General features: G+C 43.2%; 17 protein-coding genes. 5 read left to right on the top strand and 12 right to left on the bottom strand.

What is annotated here, in order from left to right:
- Positions 1–131 precede the first annotated feature (131 nt).
- Positions 132–1,022 carry an LAPAL motif-containing putative phage structural protein gene (locus THEIN_RS09910; RefSeq protein WP_013908534.1) on the bottom strand — a complete coding sequence of 297 codons (891 nt, stop codon included), beginning with the start codon at positions 1,020–1,022 and terminating at the stop codon, positions 132–134.
- Positions 1,023–1,201: 179 nt separating this feature from the next.
- Here THEIN_RS09910 and THEIN_RS11770 point away from each other — a divergent pair, with 179 nt between their 5' ends.
- Positions 1,202–2,698, top strand: a complete 1,497-nt coding sequence (locus THEIN_RS11770) for a conjugal transfer protein TraH (protein WP_013908535.1) — start codon at positions 1,202–1,204, stop codon at positions 2,696–2,698.
- The gene (locus THEIN_RS09920) at positions 2,698–6,270 is read left to right on the top strand and encodes a conjugal transfer protein TraG N-terminal domain-containing protein (RefSeq protein WP_013908536.1); all 3,573 of its coding nucleotides are present in this window, start codon (positions 2,698–2,700) and stop codon (positions 6,268–6,270) included. The genes THEIN_RS11770 and THEIN_RS09920 overlap by 1 nt, the downstream gene beginning before the upstream one ends.
- Here the strand turns inward: THEIN_RS09920 and THEIN_RS09925 are convergent.
- The 3 genes from THEIN_RS09925 to THEIN_RS09935 form a co-directional block, all read right to left on the bottom strand.
- Positions 6,267–6,569: a hypothetical protein gene (locus THEIN_RS09925; protein ID WP_041434697.1), complete on the bottom strand. Its 303-nt coding sequence runs from the start codon at positions 6,567–6,569 to the stop codon at positions 6,267–6,269. The genes THEIN_RS09920 and THEIN_RS09925 overlap by 4 nt on opposite strands.
- An 81-nt stretch (positions 6,570–6,650) precedes the next feature.
- Positions 6,651–7,526 (bottom strand): hypothetical protein, encoded by an 876-nt coding sequence (locus THEIN_RS09930; protein WP_013908538.1) that lies wholly within the window; start codon positions 7,524–7,526, stop codon positions 6,651–6,653.
- Between the two features lie 13 nt (positions 7,527–7,539).
- On the bottom strand, positions 7,540–8,865 hold the full coding sequence (locus THEIN_RS09935; protein WP_083817696.1) for an exodeoxyribonuclease VII large subunit: 1,326 nt from the start codon (positions 8,863–8,865) through the stop codon (positions 7,540–7,542).
- Between the two features lie 653 nt (positions 8,866–9,518).
- On the opposite strand from THEIN_RS09935, the gene THEIN_RS09945 reads away from it, so the two are divergent.
- The 3 genes from THEIN_RS09945 to THEIN_RS09955 all read left to right on the top strand — a co-directional run bounded on the left by THEIN_RS09945 (position 9,519) and on the right by THEIN_RS09955 (position 11,047).
- Entirely contained in the window at positions 9,519–10,361 is an 843-nt protein-coding gene (locus THEIN_RS09945) for a hypothetical protein (protein WP_013908541.1), read from the top strand.
- A gap of 105 nt (positions 10,362–10,466) precedes the next feature.
- Complete coding sequence (locus tag THEIN_RS09950; RefSeq protein ID WP_013908542.1) at positions 10,467–10,835, top strand: hypothetical protein; 369 nt, start codon at positions 10,467–10,469, stop codon at positions 10,833–10,835.
- A 23-nt stretch (positions 10,836–10,858) separates the two neighbouring features.
- Positions 10,859–11,047 (top strand): hypothetical protein, encoded by a 189-nt coding sequence (locus THEIN_RS09955; protein ID WP_013908543.1) that lies wholly within the window; start codon positions 10,859–10,861, stop codon positions 11,045–11,047.
- Positions 11,048–11,082: 35 nt separating this feature from the next.
- Here THEIN_RS09955 and THEIN_RS09960 read toward each other — a convergent pair whose 3' ends face one another.
- From THEIN_RS09960 to THEIN_RS09995, 8 genes are all read right to left on the bottom strand, one after another.
- On the bottom strand, positions 11,083–11,490 hold the full coding sequence (locus tag THEIN_RS09960; protein ID WP_013908544.1) for a single-stranded DNA-binding protein: 408 nt from the start codon (positions 11,488–11,490) through the stop codon (positions 11,083–11,085).
- A 27-nt stretch (positions 11,491–11,517) separates the two neighbouring features.
- On the bottom strand, positions 11,518–12,198 hold the full coding sequence (locus THEIN_RS09965; RefSeq protein WP_013908545.1) for a hypothetical protein: 681 nt from the start codon (positions 12,196–12,198) through the stop codon (positions 11,518–11,520).
- Position 12,199: 1 nt separating this feature from the next.
- The gene (locus THEIN_RS09970) at positions 12,200–12,460 is read right to left on the bottom strand and encodes a hypothetical protein (protein WP_013908546.1); all 261 of its coding nucleotides are present in this window, start codon (positions 12,458–12,460) and stop codon (positions 12,200–12,202) included.
- A complete protein-coding gene (locus tag THEIN_RS09975) occupies positions 12,457–12,639 on the bottom strand; it encodes a Rossmann-fold NAD(P)-binding domain-containing protein (RefSeq protein WP_013908547.1) in 183 nt (60 codons plus the stop codon). The genes THEIN_RS09970 and THEIN_RS09975 overlap by 4 nt, the downstream gene beginning before the upstream one ends.
- A 10-nt stretch (positions 12,640–12,649) precedes the next feature.
- The gene (locus tag THEIN_RS09980) at positions 12,650–13,642 is read right to left on the bottom strand and encodes a TraU family protein (protein ID WP_013908548.1); all 993 of its coding nucleotides are present in this window, start codon (positions 13,640–13,642) and stop codon (positions 12,650–12,652) included.
- Positions 13,635–14,270, bottom strand: a complete 636-nt coding sequence (locus tag THEIN_RS09985) for a sensor histidine kinase (protein ID WP_041434701.1) — start codon at positions 14,268–14,270, stop codon at positions 13,635–13,637. Before THEIN_RS09985 ends, THEIN_RS09980 begins: the two co-directional genes overlap by 8 nt.
- Positions 14,245–15,330 carry a TrbC family F-type conjugative pilus assembly protein gene (locus THEIN_RS11775; protein ID WP_169311176.1) on the bottom strand — a complete coding sequence of 362 codons (1,086 nt, stop codon included), beginning with the start codon at positions 15,328–15,330 and terminating at the stop codon, positions 14,245–14,247. Before THEIN_RS11775 ends, THEIN_RS09985 begins: the two co-directional genes overlap by 26 nt.
- Positions 15,331–15,445: 115 nt before the next feature.
- Positions 15,446–16,510 carry a hypothetical protein gene (locus tag THEIN_RS09995; RefSeq protein ID WP_013908550.1) on the bottom strand — a complete coding sequence of 355 codons (1,065 nt, stop codon included), beginning with the start codon at positions 16,508–16,510 and terminating at the stop codon, positions 15,446–15,448.
- Positions 16,511–16,521: the final 11 nt, after the last annotated feature.

Genomic DNA, 16,521 nt, shown 5'->3' on the forward strand with positions numbered 1-16,521 from the left:
CCTCCACTACATTTTAATACAATAAAGAGAATTTCATGTCAATGGTATCGCTATGGTATCCCGGTATGGAAATGGAATAGGATGGCGTGAAAATGGTTTTTCCTGGTATCTGCTGGTATCAAGTAATTCCCTTAATCTTGTAGGTGAAAGTTAAGATCCCTCTGCTGGTGGGATGGCAAAACTCGCAAGACTTTTAAAATTTTATAATCCTTGTGTACAAAAGTTCCAAGCTCCGGGTCATAAACCTGTTTGATCTCTATCTCCACTTCTAAGGCATCTCCCTTGCCGAAACGAACCAGGCCCTTTTCAACTTTTTCCATAAATTCTTCATCTAACATAGCAGCGTGCACCTTATGGCCTTTAAAAACGATGAACCATTTGTAATCACGCTCAAAAGAAGGCTTAATAATGTGTATGGTAGTTACCTCTTTGGTAACACGTTCTTCTTCTGTCTCTTTAATGAGGAGCCTGGCCAAATAAGGAAACTCTTCCCTTGTGGCCCTGAAGAGAAGTTTTTCATTTTCTTTCAAGCTGAAGGCCTCCACCTCCAGAGCCTGTTCCAGGGAGCTAAAGCCCTTCTGTATTTCGTTTCGGACCTCAACTTTTGAGTTGTATATATTGAAAACAACCTTATTAACAATATTTTGCTTACCTTCCTGATTGGTAACAATCACCCCTTGACCTTTCTCTCTTATCTCTCGCGGGGGCTCTCCCTTAAGGAACCTATGTAGCTCGAGGATATTTACGAAAACCTGGAGGCAATCTCTGGCATAGCCCAAAAAATGGCCTTGAAAAAGATTGCCTGAAATAGTAGCCAGAAAGGCAAGATCAACTAAAAATGACCCTTTCCGCGTTTCGCGCACAGCAATCAATAGTTCAAATTCCGGGTGTAAGGTGAGGCTGACTTCTTTTAAAGCCTTACATAAACTGCCCAGCGATGAAATAAATGGAAAAACATCAAAATAAAGGAGATCACCCTCATATTCAAAAGAAAACTCGTGAGAGCTCAAGCTCTGTTTCATTGCCAAAACCCTTTATGGAACCGACTTTTTTATATTTTTTTCCTCCTCCCCTGTCAATAAAAACATTTTTTTAAAAAAATACCCCTTTTTTACCCGATTTTTTGAAATTTTCGGCACCTTCACTCCCCCCCCACTGTGTTACCTTTCTTAAAGTTTAATAAACTCCCGGGAGGTCTGTTATGACTTTGCGACTAAAAATAGTCTTCCTCCTGTTTTTACTTCTATTTCTGAAAACTGCAGCTCACGCCGACTGGGTTGAAGACTGGCTCAATAACTCCGTTACCTCCTATACCGGCCCCTCATATATCGAGGCCGGACGCCGCGGCTACCTCTCCTTCGGCTCCGTCTCAACCCGTACCCTTATGACCACCGATCGCCTCATTACCTTTACCCCTCCCTCAATTAACTTCGGATGCGGCGGTATAGATATATTCATGGGTGGCTTCTCATTCCTTGATTTCGATTACCTTGTGGATAAATTCCAGCGCATAATCTCCGCAGCTCCGGCCTTCGCCTTTGAATACGCCCTACGCTCAATCTGCGAACAGTGCGGTACCATTGTTGATGCCATGAATGCGGCTCAGGACCTGCTTAACTCTCTCCAGCTAAACGACTGCCAGGCCTCGCGCTGGCTCGGCTACTATCTGGCCTCTAAAGCGGGCTTTAACCCGGAAGCGCAAAAAGAAAAAACCAAAACCGAAGCCTCTAAACTGGCAACACTTGCCGGAACCGTCAGGAGCTGGAAAGATTGGCTGGATCAACATCTAAAAACCGTCGCTGTCCCCGGACAGCTCTCCTCTACCGAAAACCAGGAACTTAATAGAGATTGCCCCTCCTACATAAATGATCTCCTTAATTCAGGATCCCTTATCCATTACGTGTATCAGACAAGATTCTCAACTTACGGACAGGAGCTGGAAGCCGTCCTCAGAGGATATCTCGGCGATGTGGTTTTCTATCAGAACAACGGCCGCTGGATGGTAAATGTAATACCCGGTTGCGGAAGTAAAAATGTATCCAACCCCCTTGAGGTTCTTATAACCGGAAAAACCCTGGTAAATCCCCTTAAAACAAGCCCGTCGTCTCCTCTTGATATAACCCTGGGAACACAGCAATGTACCGAATACCAATCCTTCTTCCCGAACGCAAAACCCCTTATTGATATAATCAAAGATACCCTGGAGTCGGCTTACATAAAAACTATCAATCATCAGGCCCTTACTCCGACGGAAATGAATCTTATGGCTATGCTCCCGGCTCCCGTTTACAACTACATAAAACAACTCTATATCTATGATGCCCCTACCTTCGCTCTAACCCACATCTCGGATATTGCTGCTGAAGGATTTGCATATACCCTCCTCACTATGGTCTACGCAGAGGCCCAGAAAGCCGCCTCTGTTATCAACGAATACCTCAATAGATGCGAAAATGAACTCTCCGCCGATAAGTCATGCATCATCTGTACCCAGGGAGAAGGTCTCAGGGCCTATCTGAAAGCCTTTCAAACGACCATCATTGATAAAATCAAAAACGCCAGATCAAACTGGGAAGATGTCGTGGACAAGCTCTCTTCGCATGCTGATCTAATTCAGGTCCTGCGCGAAACTTCAACCGAAGCCATAAGATCTCAACTTCTTGAATATGATTCACCCCGTAAGGGAGGTAACCAGTAATGCTTAACTTTCCCATAACCGTTCACGGCGAATTCGAAACCATGAGACAGGTCCTCGTCTTCATCTCTTCCCTTGTCGGATCCTCCGCATATAAAGGGGGTATTACCGCCTTCTTCATCCTCGCCCTTACCCTCACCATGGCCACAGGTATGTTTGACCTCCTTTTCGGAGACCAGCGAAGCCTTACCTCCTGGGTCAAACTATTTTTCGTGGCAATTTTCCTCTATGCCGCCTTTCTTTCCGGTTCGGCAAGAGTCGCCCTGTATGACGATGTCACCGGACGCTCCCATGTCCAGGGAAATATTCCTCCCGGTATCGCTGCCATGATGGCCATACCTAACTGGGTGGCAACCGAGTTCGAAGACCTGATAACAAGCTACCTCGCCCCTTCTCTCCCTATATCTCCCTTTGCATACGAGTACGGTATTAAAATGATAGGAGAATCATACAGCGGTGAAATGGCTACCGCTCTTGCCAATATAATAGACCCCCAGATGTGGGAGTCCGCCGGAAACTATGTTCGGGATTGCGTAGCCCTGCTTGCCGCACGTGAAGCTTCCTATGCCAAAAAACTTTACTCCGGCGATAACCCCTACCGGGCCTGGAGTGAAGCCATAAATTACTTCTTCTATACCTATACATCACTGGATTCAAACGGTAATCCCCTCCCGCCGGGAACCCCTAACGAAAGTGTTTCCTGCAAAGAAGCCTGGGATAGACTTGATAAATATTTCCAGAATACACGCTGGCAGGAAGTGGTGGACAAATTCTGTACACTTATGCACTACGGGACCGATGCAACCTCTATCTCCGCCTGCCGGGATACCATGTCAACCGTCTTCAGCCGCTACGTTATAAACGGACTTACCGTCTCCCCGGAAAATATCGCTAAAAATGTATTCGCCGGAAAAGTATTTTACTCATTCCTTTCCTCTCTTGACCCCTCCGTGGAAGCCGCTCGTATCGCATCCTTTGCAAGGGCTCAGGCTGAGCTCTCCGGAAAAGGAATCGTCGCTCAGGAATGGCTGCCGGTTATGAAAACCATTTTCTACATTCTCGCCTGTTCCCTGATTCCCCTCGCTCTTATATTCATAGGCACGGGAACCGGCCCCGTTAAATTCCTGGCGGGAATTTTCCTCTGGTGGGCCGTGTGGTGCGGTATGGATGCCTTAATGTATTGCCTGTGGATATCCCGGGCGGACGGTATCTTTCAGGTCGTTAGCGACGGCGCACGACTCGGACTCCACGGACTCGAAGAACTATGGTTCCTATCCTCTAAAGCCTTCGCCCTTCTCGGTGGTATGAGAAGTTTCGGATTTATGCTAGCGGGTGCATTCGTGTATACCGTCTTCCGTTTCGGTGGCTCCGTTATGGCCCACTTCGCCTCCGCTATGGTAGGCTCCCTTTCCTCCGGTGCATCTAAAGCCGCCGGCTATGTCTCCGCCGAGGAAGAAGGCTGGATGAAAACCTATCAGGCCCTCGGAAAATACGCTAAAGAAGCCGCAAGTATCCGTATGACCGGCTCCATGAACTACTTTGACAGAAAAGCCTTCGCTGAAGCCGCCGAAACCGCCTCCAATGTAAAAGGCTTTGAAGGCTTTCGTTCAGCCGTAGGTTCTAATGTGCTTGATCTGATGTCCAGAGCACGCACCGGTGGACTCATCCAGTCAACAGCACGCGGATCCGCCGCCGCAAACGTTCCTTTATCCGCTCTTGCCGGATACTACGGTATTGAACTCGGAAAGAACGTACTAACCGCCGCCGAACTTAAACAACAGGCCCGGGTGGCCGGCTTCTCCTCCGTATGGGACTATCTTTCCGCCGTGGCCGAAGGTAAGGCCGGCTCACAGGTGGCGGAAGCCCTTCGCTGGAACCAGATGAAAGGCTTCTTTTCAGGAGCCGCCCCAACCGATCTGGCCGGCTGGCTCTCCGGTAAACAGCTCCCCTCCTTTGCTATAGAACGCAAACTTTCTGAATGGACGGGACTTTCAACCTACAACTTTTCCGACCTTAAAGTTAAAGACTTCGCCTGGAATACCGAAAACGGAACCCCCTCTCTCCTACAACTTGCAGGAACCATGAATAAACAACAGCTTCTTACCATGGCGGATGAACTGAAAACAAAAGGCCTCGTCAATACCGCCGAAGGACTGAGGCGTATTGCCGAAAAATACGGCGCCGCTGATGTTGACCTTACCCTGGGACCCGATGGAAAACTCGCCCATTTGAACGTCAACGCCGGCTCCGAGGCCAGGAGCTACGACCTATACCACGATAAAGATCTGACCAATCTTGAAAATTACAGAACCGGTAACATGGCTCTTTCAGCAAAAACAGGGGAAGGTCGCGAAATCCTTCAGGGACTCAGAGCTCAGGCTCTTAAACGGGGCTGGACAAATGCCGTAAAATATATTGACGGGCTCCTTGCAAACCCCGAAAGGTCCGCCCACCTCCGCTGGAACACCGATAAAAACGGTAACCTGGCCTCACTTGAGGTGCTTGAGGGAGCACAGTGGAAGAGGCTTGATACGGGACTCAATGATACCTCCCTTAAAAAGTCTCGCGGTATCTCCTATGAAAACTGGAACGGTTCTTTTCAGCTGGGTAATAGTGGATATGTTGTCCACGGCGCAAAATCCCTGGAGTATGACCCCCATACAGGCCGCTTTGCTATAAAAGATGCACTGGTTATGGATCTCGCCGGCAATACCTTCATTGCCGACCTGGCAGGTAAGGGAAGGGCTATTAAAGACCAGGATGGAAATATCACCGGCATCAGGGTCGATGACATCAAGAATCTTGCCAGAGAAACGTTTGTGCGCAAACACGATGTTCGTTTGCCGGAATTTAATCTTACACCGGAAAAAGCCCTTAATCTCGCCAAAAATCCTATAAAACTCGTGGATACCCTTGAAAAATATAAGGATAATCCTTTGCTTAGGCAGGCTTTTGTGACCGAGTTTTCAAACAAACTAGCACAGGGAGTACAAACTTCCATAGGCGATATCTCCTTTAAAGATAGCGCGGGTAAAGAACAGCGTGAAATAGTTTCTGCATCTGCGAGTGTTAAAACTGCCGGAAGTAGCGGCCTGGATGTGGGTTCCGTCGGAACAATAATTCCCCAACCCCTGGCCAGGTTTCTTAAGTCTTTTAACTACGGTGGACAGGCGAGTCTGAAATATGAGCAAGCAAATATCGACAGAAAAATTGAAAGTGCAGAGGCTGCTTACAGGGTGATAGCCTCGGCCGTAAGACACAGACTAAATGAAGCCTACCGGGAAGCCCTGGAAACAGGAAGCAATGCTTCACTTGATATAGCGGCTATAAGTATTTTCAGTGCGGTAAATTCCCTTGAAGAACGAGCCGAACAGGCTGTTGATAAACATATTAATATGGAAAAAAATAGCGGGAAAACCGACCTCACCGGCACTACGCCAACCGAATATGGTACCGGAAGTAAGATGAAGATGATGCGTCTCGGCGAAAAAATAGATGTAAGGGGAATAGATCCGAAACAACAGGTCCCTTATAAGGTTGTTGATACCGACGAACTTATGAAAAAAGATAATTAATCGTTATCTAGTATCCCTCTCGCAGGATCTAATTCGTAATCAACGTAATCACACCAATCATCCCATAACCACTCTTCCTGTCTTTTTAACCATTCTTCCTCCCGAAGGGGGCAGCAGGGACAGCAGGGCTCCGGCTCTCCCGGTTCCGCAAGCTCTCGGAAAAACTCCTTTAAGCCCTCCTTGGCCTCGGCCAGGTCGTCAAGGGCCGTACCCTCACGGGCCCGGATTTCCATTATCTCCTCCGGAGTAGGCTCGTCCTCTAAAAATTTGTCTATCCACCTGCTCAGTAATTTAAACATTTCCTCTCACCCCCTCTTACATGCATTATCGGCCCGGATGGGGATGGTGTCAAGGTCCCGCAGTGTTCCTGGAAATTGTTGTTATCCAAAAAAGGATTTTTGTACACCTTTAGCTTTTAGTCTTTCATTTAAAAGATCAAATTTATATTCTTTTATATCATTTCCTTTTTCTCTCAGCTCTTGAATTTTCTGTTGAAGTGGTGTTTTCAATATTTTTGATATAATTGTATTAAGTCCTTTAATTGATTTATCCAGTTCTTTCATTACTTCGTTAGCGAGCTCTTTGTAAAGGTTTCTTTCTATTTCTTTTTTGATATTTGCCAAAGGAGAATCAGTCTTTGGAATAATATCAGCACATATTATTAACAGATGAAAAGCATCATAAAGCTGTTTAGCTATTGGATTTTCTATCTTATTTGTATCTCCAGCTTTTCGCCCATCTTTCATATCGATTTTTTCTCTACTTTCATTTTTATTGTCGCTAGAAGGAGGTTTTTTCGGTGATTTTAAAGGATCAAATATTGGCAAATGTGGTAATTGCAATAAATCCAAGAATTGTTCTGCCGCGTCATAACCACAAAAGAAATAACCATTGTCTTCAAAATTTTGTCTATTTTTAAACCAAAAACAGTAATAACGATCCGTTAATATATGACCCGTACAACTAATTTTTTTCTGTCCATATAGTAATCGAACATGAGCAACTGGCTTTAAATTATATTCTTTTATTACCTTTTTTCTGGTGCTAGTACCTCTGCAATAAATCTTTCCTATTATTTTTACATTTGAAGCACGAGGATGATTTCTTCCTTTTTTAGGTTTAAATATTACTTTAGCATCTTTTTCTGGGACGCCCATTATAATATCTCCAATATTAAAAAAGCGATCTATCTTGTCCTCTCCAACAATAACTCCATATTCCTTTTTGCTATAATAGTACTTAATCTTCCCTAACATAATTATAACCTTGCTACTTAATACTTATTCCCAATAGAATACCAGCAATAAATGCTATAAATGTTAGAATAAATCCGTAGAAAATTACTTTTCGTTTAGTTTCTTTATTGTTTTTTAGATATATGTCCTTAAGTTCCGTTTTTTCTTTCTCATAATCTTTCATAAATTTTTCGAGTTCCTCTTCTTTCAATCTTTTTTCTGCTTCCAAACGCCCGAGTTTTTCTCTATTTTCCGAAATTTCTCTGTTCAATCTTCTTATCTGTTCTTCTTTTTCCTTTAAGTTTGTCTCTTTTTCCCTTATTTTCCTTTTAAGCTCTTCGTTTTCTCCTTTATGTTTTGCCAGTTCTTGGCGGGTCTCATTCATCTCCTGAACAAGACGTTGCCTTTCCTTTTCTCTTTCTTCTTTTTCTTTTTCAAGAGCTACCAATTTCCCTCGGAGCTCCTCGGCTGCCTTCTCTTGCCTTCGCCTCTGTATCTCCAAAGCTATATAATTACCCGCCTCAGTAGGTGTCGTAGTAACTACATCGGAAAATATTTCTATTAGATAACCCCTGTTTTCCGTATGTCCCAGCCCGAGAATTTTGAAAGACTCTTTGGCCGCCCAAGCCTCAACCACTCTTAGATCGTTAAACACCTCAAACTGAACGTCCTCTCCTCCACCGCGCAACATTACCAATACAGTCCCTTGGGCCTCGTTTATGGCTTGGACTATTTCCTCCGCAGAATCTATCTTCACGGGAATGGTTCTATAATTTTTAATAAATTCCCGGACCGACTCCAGTTTCCCTTCAAAATCCTGATAGGCCGTATCTACTAGAGGTCGTATGACGGTAATGCTGATATCATCCGGGAAAAGCCTTTTATAATGAGGAAATCTCTTCCAGAGTTCTATCAGGTTGATTTCCTTTTTTTGGGTCTCCAAAAACTCTTCATCAGCTTTTTGTATCAGATCCAAAAAATTTACTTTTATAATAGGTTTTAAGGAATATGCGTCTACTTTTAAATTAATAGTTCCTAAAATATATGTGTCACTTTCAAACTCCTCTATATCATTTTTAAAAATATCTTCGACAAGTCTGGGAGGAATCCATATATCTATCGTAGATCCTTCCTCTGAAAAAAGTTTTCCAAAATAATAATATTTTCCCTTCTGTTTCCGACTTAGCCGAACTGTCCCCCTTATTTTTATCTGATTTAAATAAGGTTCTTTAAACTTTTCCGTTAAAGAATGAAAACAACTATCAACAAAATTGTAGAGTTCTTCTACAGAGTCAAAATATCGGTATAATTCTCCATTATTCGTGTCTGGATAAAAATTATTCTCCATCCCCTTATCCATTTTATTTGTAATTTTTAAAATTATTAGATAATTATTTAGGTATATGTCAAGATAATATACAACAAGGGACAAAAGATATGAAAAAGCAATTTATACGTATAAAGGTTTGGCAAATAGATTGAAGAGAAAGATCTTTTATCTATAAGTATCTATTTTTCGACTTTGAGATTCCATAAAATCTTCTTCTCTAAGGATATTTTTAGCTCTTTCAATATCTTCTTCAGTAGTTCAGTAGTCCACCATATTGGATCATCTAGACGAAGAAGATTATAAAAACCGTTAAGGGTCCAAATTGCATGTTGAATTCACAAGCCCTTTCTCGTTTTCCCTGGCAATTCGGCAAGCCAGTAGAGGGGGTCGGTCTAGGAGAGGGGCTCGCCTTATCTCACGACACGCCAGAGCTTTTCCAGTGCTGCAAGGGTGCCCCAGACGGCGACAAGGAGAAACATGCACCCCGAATAATCATCAAAATCCGAATCATCGGCGGAGAGGAGGCCGCCGGAGTATTTTTACGGAATTTTAAGATCATGCCTCAAGAAAAAATAAATTGACAAAATCTTTGATGATTTTTATAAAATGAAAGGTCAGTTCCACTTGAACTTTTCATAAAAAGTATAGTTTAGGAATTACATTAGGAAATTCTCTTTGAAAAAATGAAATTAAAAGAAAAAAAATATCTATTAAAGGAAATAGGTAATGATCTAAAAATTGATAAAAAATTACTAGAAAACTATCTATTACCTAGAATTGCTTGTCTTTACGATTTATCTAAATATTTTTTGGTTGAAAAATATACCCAAAGAGAATGGAAAGAATTAATAACTCTTCATTATATAAATACTCTGTATTCTCCTTCAAATGAAGTTTTTAGAATTCATTTTTTTATCAAAAATTCTGTAGAACCAGAAAATTATCTCGGTTTTATTACCTTAAGAGATTTGCCTGAACCAAATGCGTTGCTTTCTTTTGTTTATCCTAACTTTCCGATTTTTCTTCCACAGTATAAGAAAAAATTCCAAATGGAAGATACAAAATTTTTTGTAATGGATTATCCTAAGCCCGTCCATCTTTCCTTTAAGGAAATGTTCATTCAGACTTTTCCTTTTTACTCCCAAGATGGTGTAGTTGCTAGATGTGCGCATGCTGATATTGTAATGGTTTGTAAATATTTACATAAAAAATGGAATTTTAATAGTGTTCATATTCATGATATAGTGAATAGTTATTCTTTTTATCGAACAAAACTCTTCCCTAGTGATGGTTTATTAATTTATCAAATTGCAGAGATTTTTGCTAACAATAGGATAGATATATGTATAAAAAGATATGGCGATTTTAAAAAAGACTTCCTAAATATTTTAGATTCTGTAATTGAAAGTGGCTTTCCTGTAATTTTAGCTACTAAACAACATGTTAGTGTATTGATTGGTCATACTTTAAAGAATAATAGTGAAAAGGATTATATAATCTATGACGATTCTGGGTATTTTCTATAAGAATTTTTCGGAAAAGAGCCTAGCTTTTTTGCAATAGTATCTAAGGACGATATTCAAAAACTTTTAGATGATAGTTCTTATCTTATTTTCCCGGAACCTAATAGAGTGTTTTTCCCTTATCCCAGACTTAAAGAAGCTTTTGAAGCATATATTTATTCTACTATAAAATCTTTTATAGCAGAAAATAATTTAGGTAAACTACAAAAAGTTAGAACTCTCATAGCAGAAAATAGTGTAATAAAGACTTTTTTGAAAGAAAATGCTAAATTCATTGTAAATGAAAATAATTTTAATTTATTTCTGGATCAGAATTTGCCACATTTCCTGTGGTATTTAGAAGTATATTTACAAAATTTAAATGGTATTTTAGCTTTTTCGGCGGATCCAACTAAACATATTTTTACAGTTTATTCACCTTTTTTTGATTTTACGGCCCTGCTTACAAAACCTCTAGGAATTTTATCTTGTTACTAAAAATAAAAAGGAGGAAAAATTCAGTGAAAAACATGTTAAAAGAGACCGAACAAATGGAAACACTAAAGATACTAGCTGACCGGATACAAAACAATTGGAATGACCCCGATTTTTTAAACAAAGCTAGAGATAATTATTTAAAGGCATCTAAAGAGATATCTAAGAAAGAATTCAGCTCCTGGCAGAATTCAATTTGGGTTTGGGTAAGATAAACATCCGGCATTTTTTCTCCTTAACAAAATTTATCCTAAAACGGAAGATCTTCATCGGGAGGTGGCTCATCCGGGAAAGTTTCAGAGCTATCTCCTCCACTATTACCATGTTCATCCCGGCGGCCAAGCATCTGCATGTTTACTGCCACTATTTCTGTAACATAACGTTTTATGCCGTCCCGGTCTTCATAGGAACGGGTCTGAAGCCGTCCTTCTATATAGACCTGGCGTCCTTTAGACAAATATTCCCCGCAGATTTCGGCCAGTTTGCCGAAAGCCACTATGCGATGCCATACCGTTCTTTCTTGCCGCTGACCGTTTTTGTCAGTCCAGCGTTCGGATGTGGCCAGGTTAAAAGTAGATACCGGCTGGCCATCGGGGGTGTAACGGACCTCCGGATCCGCTCCCAGGCGTCCTATAAGGATGACTTTGTTCACACTCATAAAATACCTCCTTCCAAATCAAATTTTTTATAATGAACCCCTTACCTCCTCTACAAAACGGTTTCTCCTTTCTATACGTGATGAAACGAAATATGAAATGCTAAGAGGAAGCACGGCGGATATTGTTGCAAAAACAAAAATCCAGGGTGCCGCTGAAACTAAAATCCCGGCTATTATTTCCACCGTCGGAGCTACAGACGGAATTCTCTCGTAAAAAAGATCAACCAGGCCGGAATTCGGAAGCAGTATATAAAGGGTAAAAGAGAGGAGGAAAGAACCCACGATTAACCAGGTAGCCCTGATCCCGGATGCATAACGGGCTATAAATGAAGAAAGCTTTCCCGTCGCTCTCGTTGCCCCCCAGGCAAGAATAGCCGGAGGTACCAGCAGAGGAAGAGCAAGACAGAAAACCGCCATTACCACGGCAGGGATATGTGACAGTTCTCCGGCAAAGGGTACCAGAATGTTTTTACGCACGGCCTCAATAAGAAATACAATCACCACCAGAAATATAAGTTCCTCCCTTGCGATACGGGCCATAACCTCTCGTACCGCTCGTCGTCTCTCGGCACCGTAAACATCAAGAGTAATTTCATCCGCCCGTTCATAGGCCTCCCTTGAAGCCCACATTTGAAGATCATTAATCACCTCAAGTAAGCCTGCGGGAAGGTTTTTCCCCCCGGATTCGATTATGACCGTATCGGACATATCAACCTCCCGTTAGCTTTGCGGCAAGAAGATATAGAAAATCCGAAAAAACCAGACCCGCCGTAAGTAAATAGCTTAAAAAAGCCGCTCGAAAATTCTTTTCTACTATCCAGAGCCAGCCGGAAAGCCCGGCCATTACGGGAGCAAATAACAGAAATGGCCTTCCGGCAAAACTTCCCAAAAGTTCTTTCAGTAAGTCCATCCTGAGAATAAGAACTAATGAAGAAACAAATATTACGGTAAAAAATATTTTCTTTATCATTTGTCCTGAATCTCCCGTTTTTCTTCGGATTCATTATCTTCTTCAACTAGAAATATAGGAACCTCCGGATCAAAATTTCTTATTATAAGGGCTTTTTTACGGGCCTTTTGCCTGAGTTTTGCAATTTCTTCCTCCGAGAGACCACCGGTTTTTATGACTATTTCATACCTCTCTTTCATCGTTTCCTCCTCATGGCGTCCATATCAGACAGCAATTCACCTTGCGGAATACGATGAAGGCAAAATTATCGGTCCCCTTTTCAAGCGGCGGTGCCTGTCCCGCCTCCCAGAGGGGCGAGGGCTCGCCTATACGTATGGCACTTCCGGTATTGGCCTTCGGACGTACTATTTGAAGCCGATAATGTGATTTGATCCAGATCGGCGTTTGAACACAGCTACAGGGTGAAACCGCCCTATCACAAAGAAGTAACTCTCTATTAAGCTTATAAAGCAATCTTCCCGCTACGGCAGCCGCTCCCAGAATTTTGTTCCCCGTTGCTACCCGGCCCGTAAGAGGATATGCGCTCCCCCATTGCCCCATACACCAAAAAAGTTCGTCACGGGGAAGACCGAATGCCGCAGCCGTAGCATCCGCGGTGCATGCAAGCTGTAAAAGGGCATTGCCGAAAACCAGGGCCTCGGGATTGAGGATAAGGCTTTGCATGTCGTTCTGCCACAGAGGATCAAGTTCCGTCATATAAGCCACATCCCAGCCTCCTGACTCCACACAGGGTATATCGGTTAGCAGACCTAAAATTCCCCATACGGGAAAAACTATATAGTGGGCCTGGGCAAAATAATGGGGGGAATTTGCACCGTATCCAGTTCCCACCAGGGTTCCCCTTGCGGTTCGGGATGTTATACCTCCCATATCTACTCCCTCGGCCACCATACACCAGGGATCCGACACCACCTCAAGAATTCTATAGGGTTCCCAGAAGGAAACCGAAATACCCGGTACAGGAATTCCGGCAGGTCCCGGACAGAAACATACGGGCGAGGAGAGAGCATCAGCATCCGGCATGTCGGATCCGAGTACGGTTATACCGCCTATCTTTATCGGGAAAGCGCAGCTCCAGCATACGTCCGTAACCGGATTAACAAAACGGGGATCACAAAGAGAAAAAGCTTTCCCGCTGAATATAAATATCCCCAAAAAGACTACAAAGAAGACCCTATTCATCGGTCCCTCCCGGAATGATCAAAAACTCGGTTTCTCCCGGCGAAGTAAAAAGAATTAGATCCCCATTATTTTCTTCAAGAAGTTGTTTTACTATACTTAGCCCCCGCCCCCTTCCTTCTCCTTTAGTGGAAAAACCTTTCGTGAATATCCCGGGTAAGAGAACGGGATCAATCGAGTTTCCATCATTACGAACCGTTACGGCCGGGGATACCGAACCACCGTAATCGCCGGTATAGTAACCGCACCTTACCGTCACCCTGGAGGCAGCCGCTTCCAGGGCATTTAAAACGATATTGTGAATTATGCGTAAAAAAACAAATTTGTTTATGGACACGGGAAGGGGAATATCGGCTGTTTCTATTTCCAGGTTTATTTTTCGTGCCCGGGCTATCGGCTTGATATCTATCAGGGAGTTCCGGACCATCTGTGACAGATTTTTTATATTGACATGAGAGCTCTTACCATCGAGAAGATCCAGGGATTGTTCCAGGGCCGTTTTGACTTTTATGAGCGCGGATATGTCTTTGTTATCATTTTCGGCCTTTTGTAAATATATTTTAAGTATTTCCAGTGCTCCCCATATTTTATTTCGCAAATCATGATCAAGATCCGGCTGTATTAGCTGCACCGTTACCTCCTTTTATCTCCTTCGGACCGAACTCTTTAACTTCGAGAACTTCTCCTTTACGACGTACGAGACAGGGTGTAGCGGCACACCAGCCTTTCCGGGCCAGTGTTTCCCCGGAAAAGACCGGACGTCCTACGACTCCGGAAAGCTTTCGGGCATCGCCTCCCAGCGCCCACACCGAAAGATGCGGGTCTTCGGAAACCATCCTTCGGGCGAAGGCCACTTCCTTTTGCCTGGTACCGTTTATGAGAAGGACTTCGAACGGTACCGACGGAGCGTATTCCAGGGGATTAAATCTGTAGCCCCGGGGATAGAGTATCTCTCCCGTTTTCGGATCCCTGACGTCAAAGGGAAGCTCGTATTCCGGTTTGACTACCTTGAATCGGGTCTCTTTTGCCGGAGGAAGTAGTTTAGCTCCGGGAAGATATGTAAACTCCCGTACCCGCCGGGCAAAAAAGGCCCTCATTTTTTCCGGATTCGGGAAGGCCCTTTCGGCGGCCTCCTTTATTTCGGCAAGAGCATCCCTTTCGGCGAACTCGAAGACCGCACCGAAACGCTTGCCGCACTCGTGCTCACGGATTTTTCCCAGGAGAAACGGAAGGGGTGCGTCCCCGTAAACCGTGCAGGATCCGTCCTTCGTTTTTAGGGCCGGAACGGCGAAAACACCTCGGGCGGCGTTGGGATCCACCGATATCGCCACCGGCCTCAAATTGTCCCCGGATAAGCCGACCGAAGGGTCTTTTAAGGCTATTTTTAAATAGAATTCGATAGTGGGACGTATTTTCTTCATGCCGCCGACGAATCCACGCACCACCGGAACGATCTCCACTCCCTTCTTTCTCAATCTTTCTATCTGAGCCATGTAGGTTCTTAGGGTTTCCGTCGGTACCGAGGACGATATAATCAGATAATATCTTTTCTTTATAAAATTCTTTGAACCGGGGGATCTTTTCCCGGGTGGCTTCTTCTCTTTCAGAAGATCTCTATTTTTCTCTATAGCTATGCCGGCCGATGTCCGGGCCCGGGAAATAGCTTCTCTATAGTGTGGTCCCTTCTTCATTTCTTCCAGGGATTTTTCCGCAATCTTCCGGGCTTCCGAAAGATGGGGGTTGTTATCCGGAGGTTGTGCTCTACTTCCTCCGGATAGTAAGAGAAAACATATAAGTAAAAGAAACCTATTTACTAGCGGACGCATTTTTTCTGATAAATTTTTTGATAAAATTCAAAGAACGCCTTTCCGTATAATTCCTTGCATATTTATTTGCCTCTTCTATAGTGGATAGGACCTGACGGACTTCTTCTGCGGGGAGATTTTTCTTTTTATGAACAAAGTAAAGTATGGCAAAAGCTCGACCCTCTGCTTTTGCCACCCTTACAAGTTCCTGACCCGCAGGATTTTCTCTTTGCAGATATTTGCTACAATAAGAGATAACTTCATGAAGTCCCTTTTCAGAATCTTTAAGTATTTCTTTCCCAGGATCGGTGAGAATCATTAAACACCTGTCTCTATCCGAGGCACCCGATTTAAGAAACTTTTCCGCGCGGGAATCACGGGTTAAATGTTTCCAGATATCATGAGTAAGGCCCATAGCCGATATGGCACTATCAATGGCCAGAAAAAACGGCATTTTGAATCCGAGTTTTGCTCCCAGAATTTTGCTTCCCTCGTTGTGAAATTCCATAATATCCATCATGCCTGCTATGCTTATCTGATTTCTAAGGAAGGAAAAATCGGGAAGGTTTTTTTGATGCGACGCTATAATCAATCGCAAATAGTCATCAACACCCTGAATCTCGGCTACCCGACCATTACGTCCGAGTATATAAAAATATGGAAAACTATATGCTCTTGATCTATATAAAGATTGAATTACGGCTCTTACGGTTTCCGGATCACGAACCGGTTTTCTTCCCAAGGAGATACGTACCTTTTTAAACAGGTCATCTGATAGTTCTCCGGTTTCCGTCCATTTTAAAAATTCCTCTTCTTTACCACGAGGAAGGTTCAGTAATACGGTTAGCTCCTCTTTTTGATTTCCGGACACAGGAGAGGAAAATATGATCAGATAATTTTTCTTGTCGATTAGTAAGCCAACATCTGTTCTATCATCGGTGAAGTTAATATTCCGTATTGCCGAAAGGGTTTCGGGACTATTGATGGGTTTCTGTTTTCCTGTTGTACAGGACGTTGCCAGAGATGTTACCAAAAAAAATAAAAATAATAAAAAGATCTTTTTCATGGCCTCTCCCT

It is taken from the genome of Thermodesulfatator indicus DSM 15286 (assembly GCF_000217795.1).
In the GTDB taxonomy this organism is placed as follows: domain Bacteria; phylum Desulfobacterota; class Thermodesulfobacteria; order Thermodesulfobacteriales; family Thermodesulfatatoraceae; genus Thermodesulfatator; species Thermodesulfatator indicus.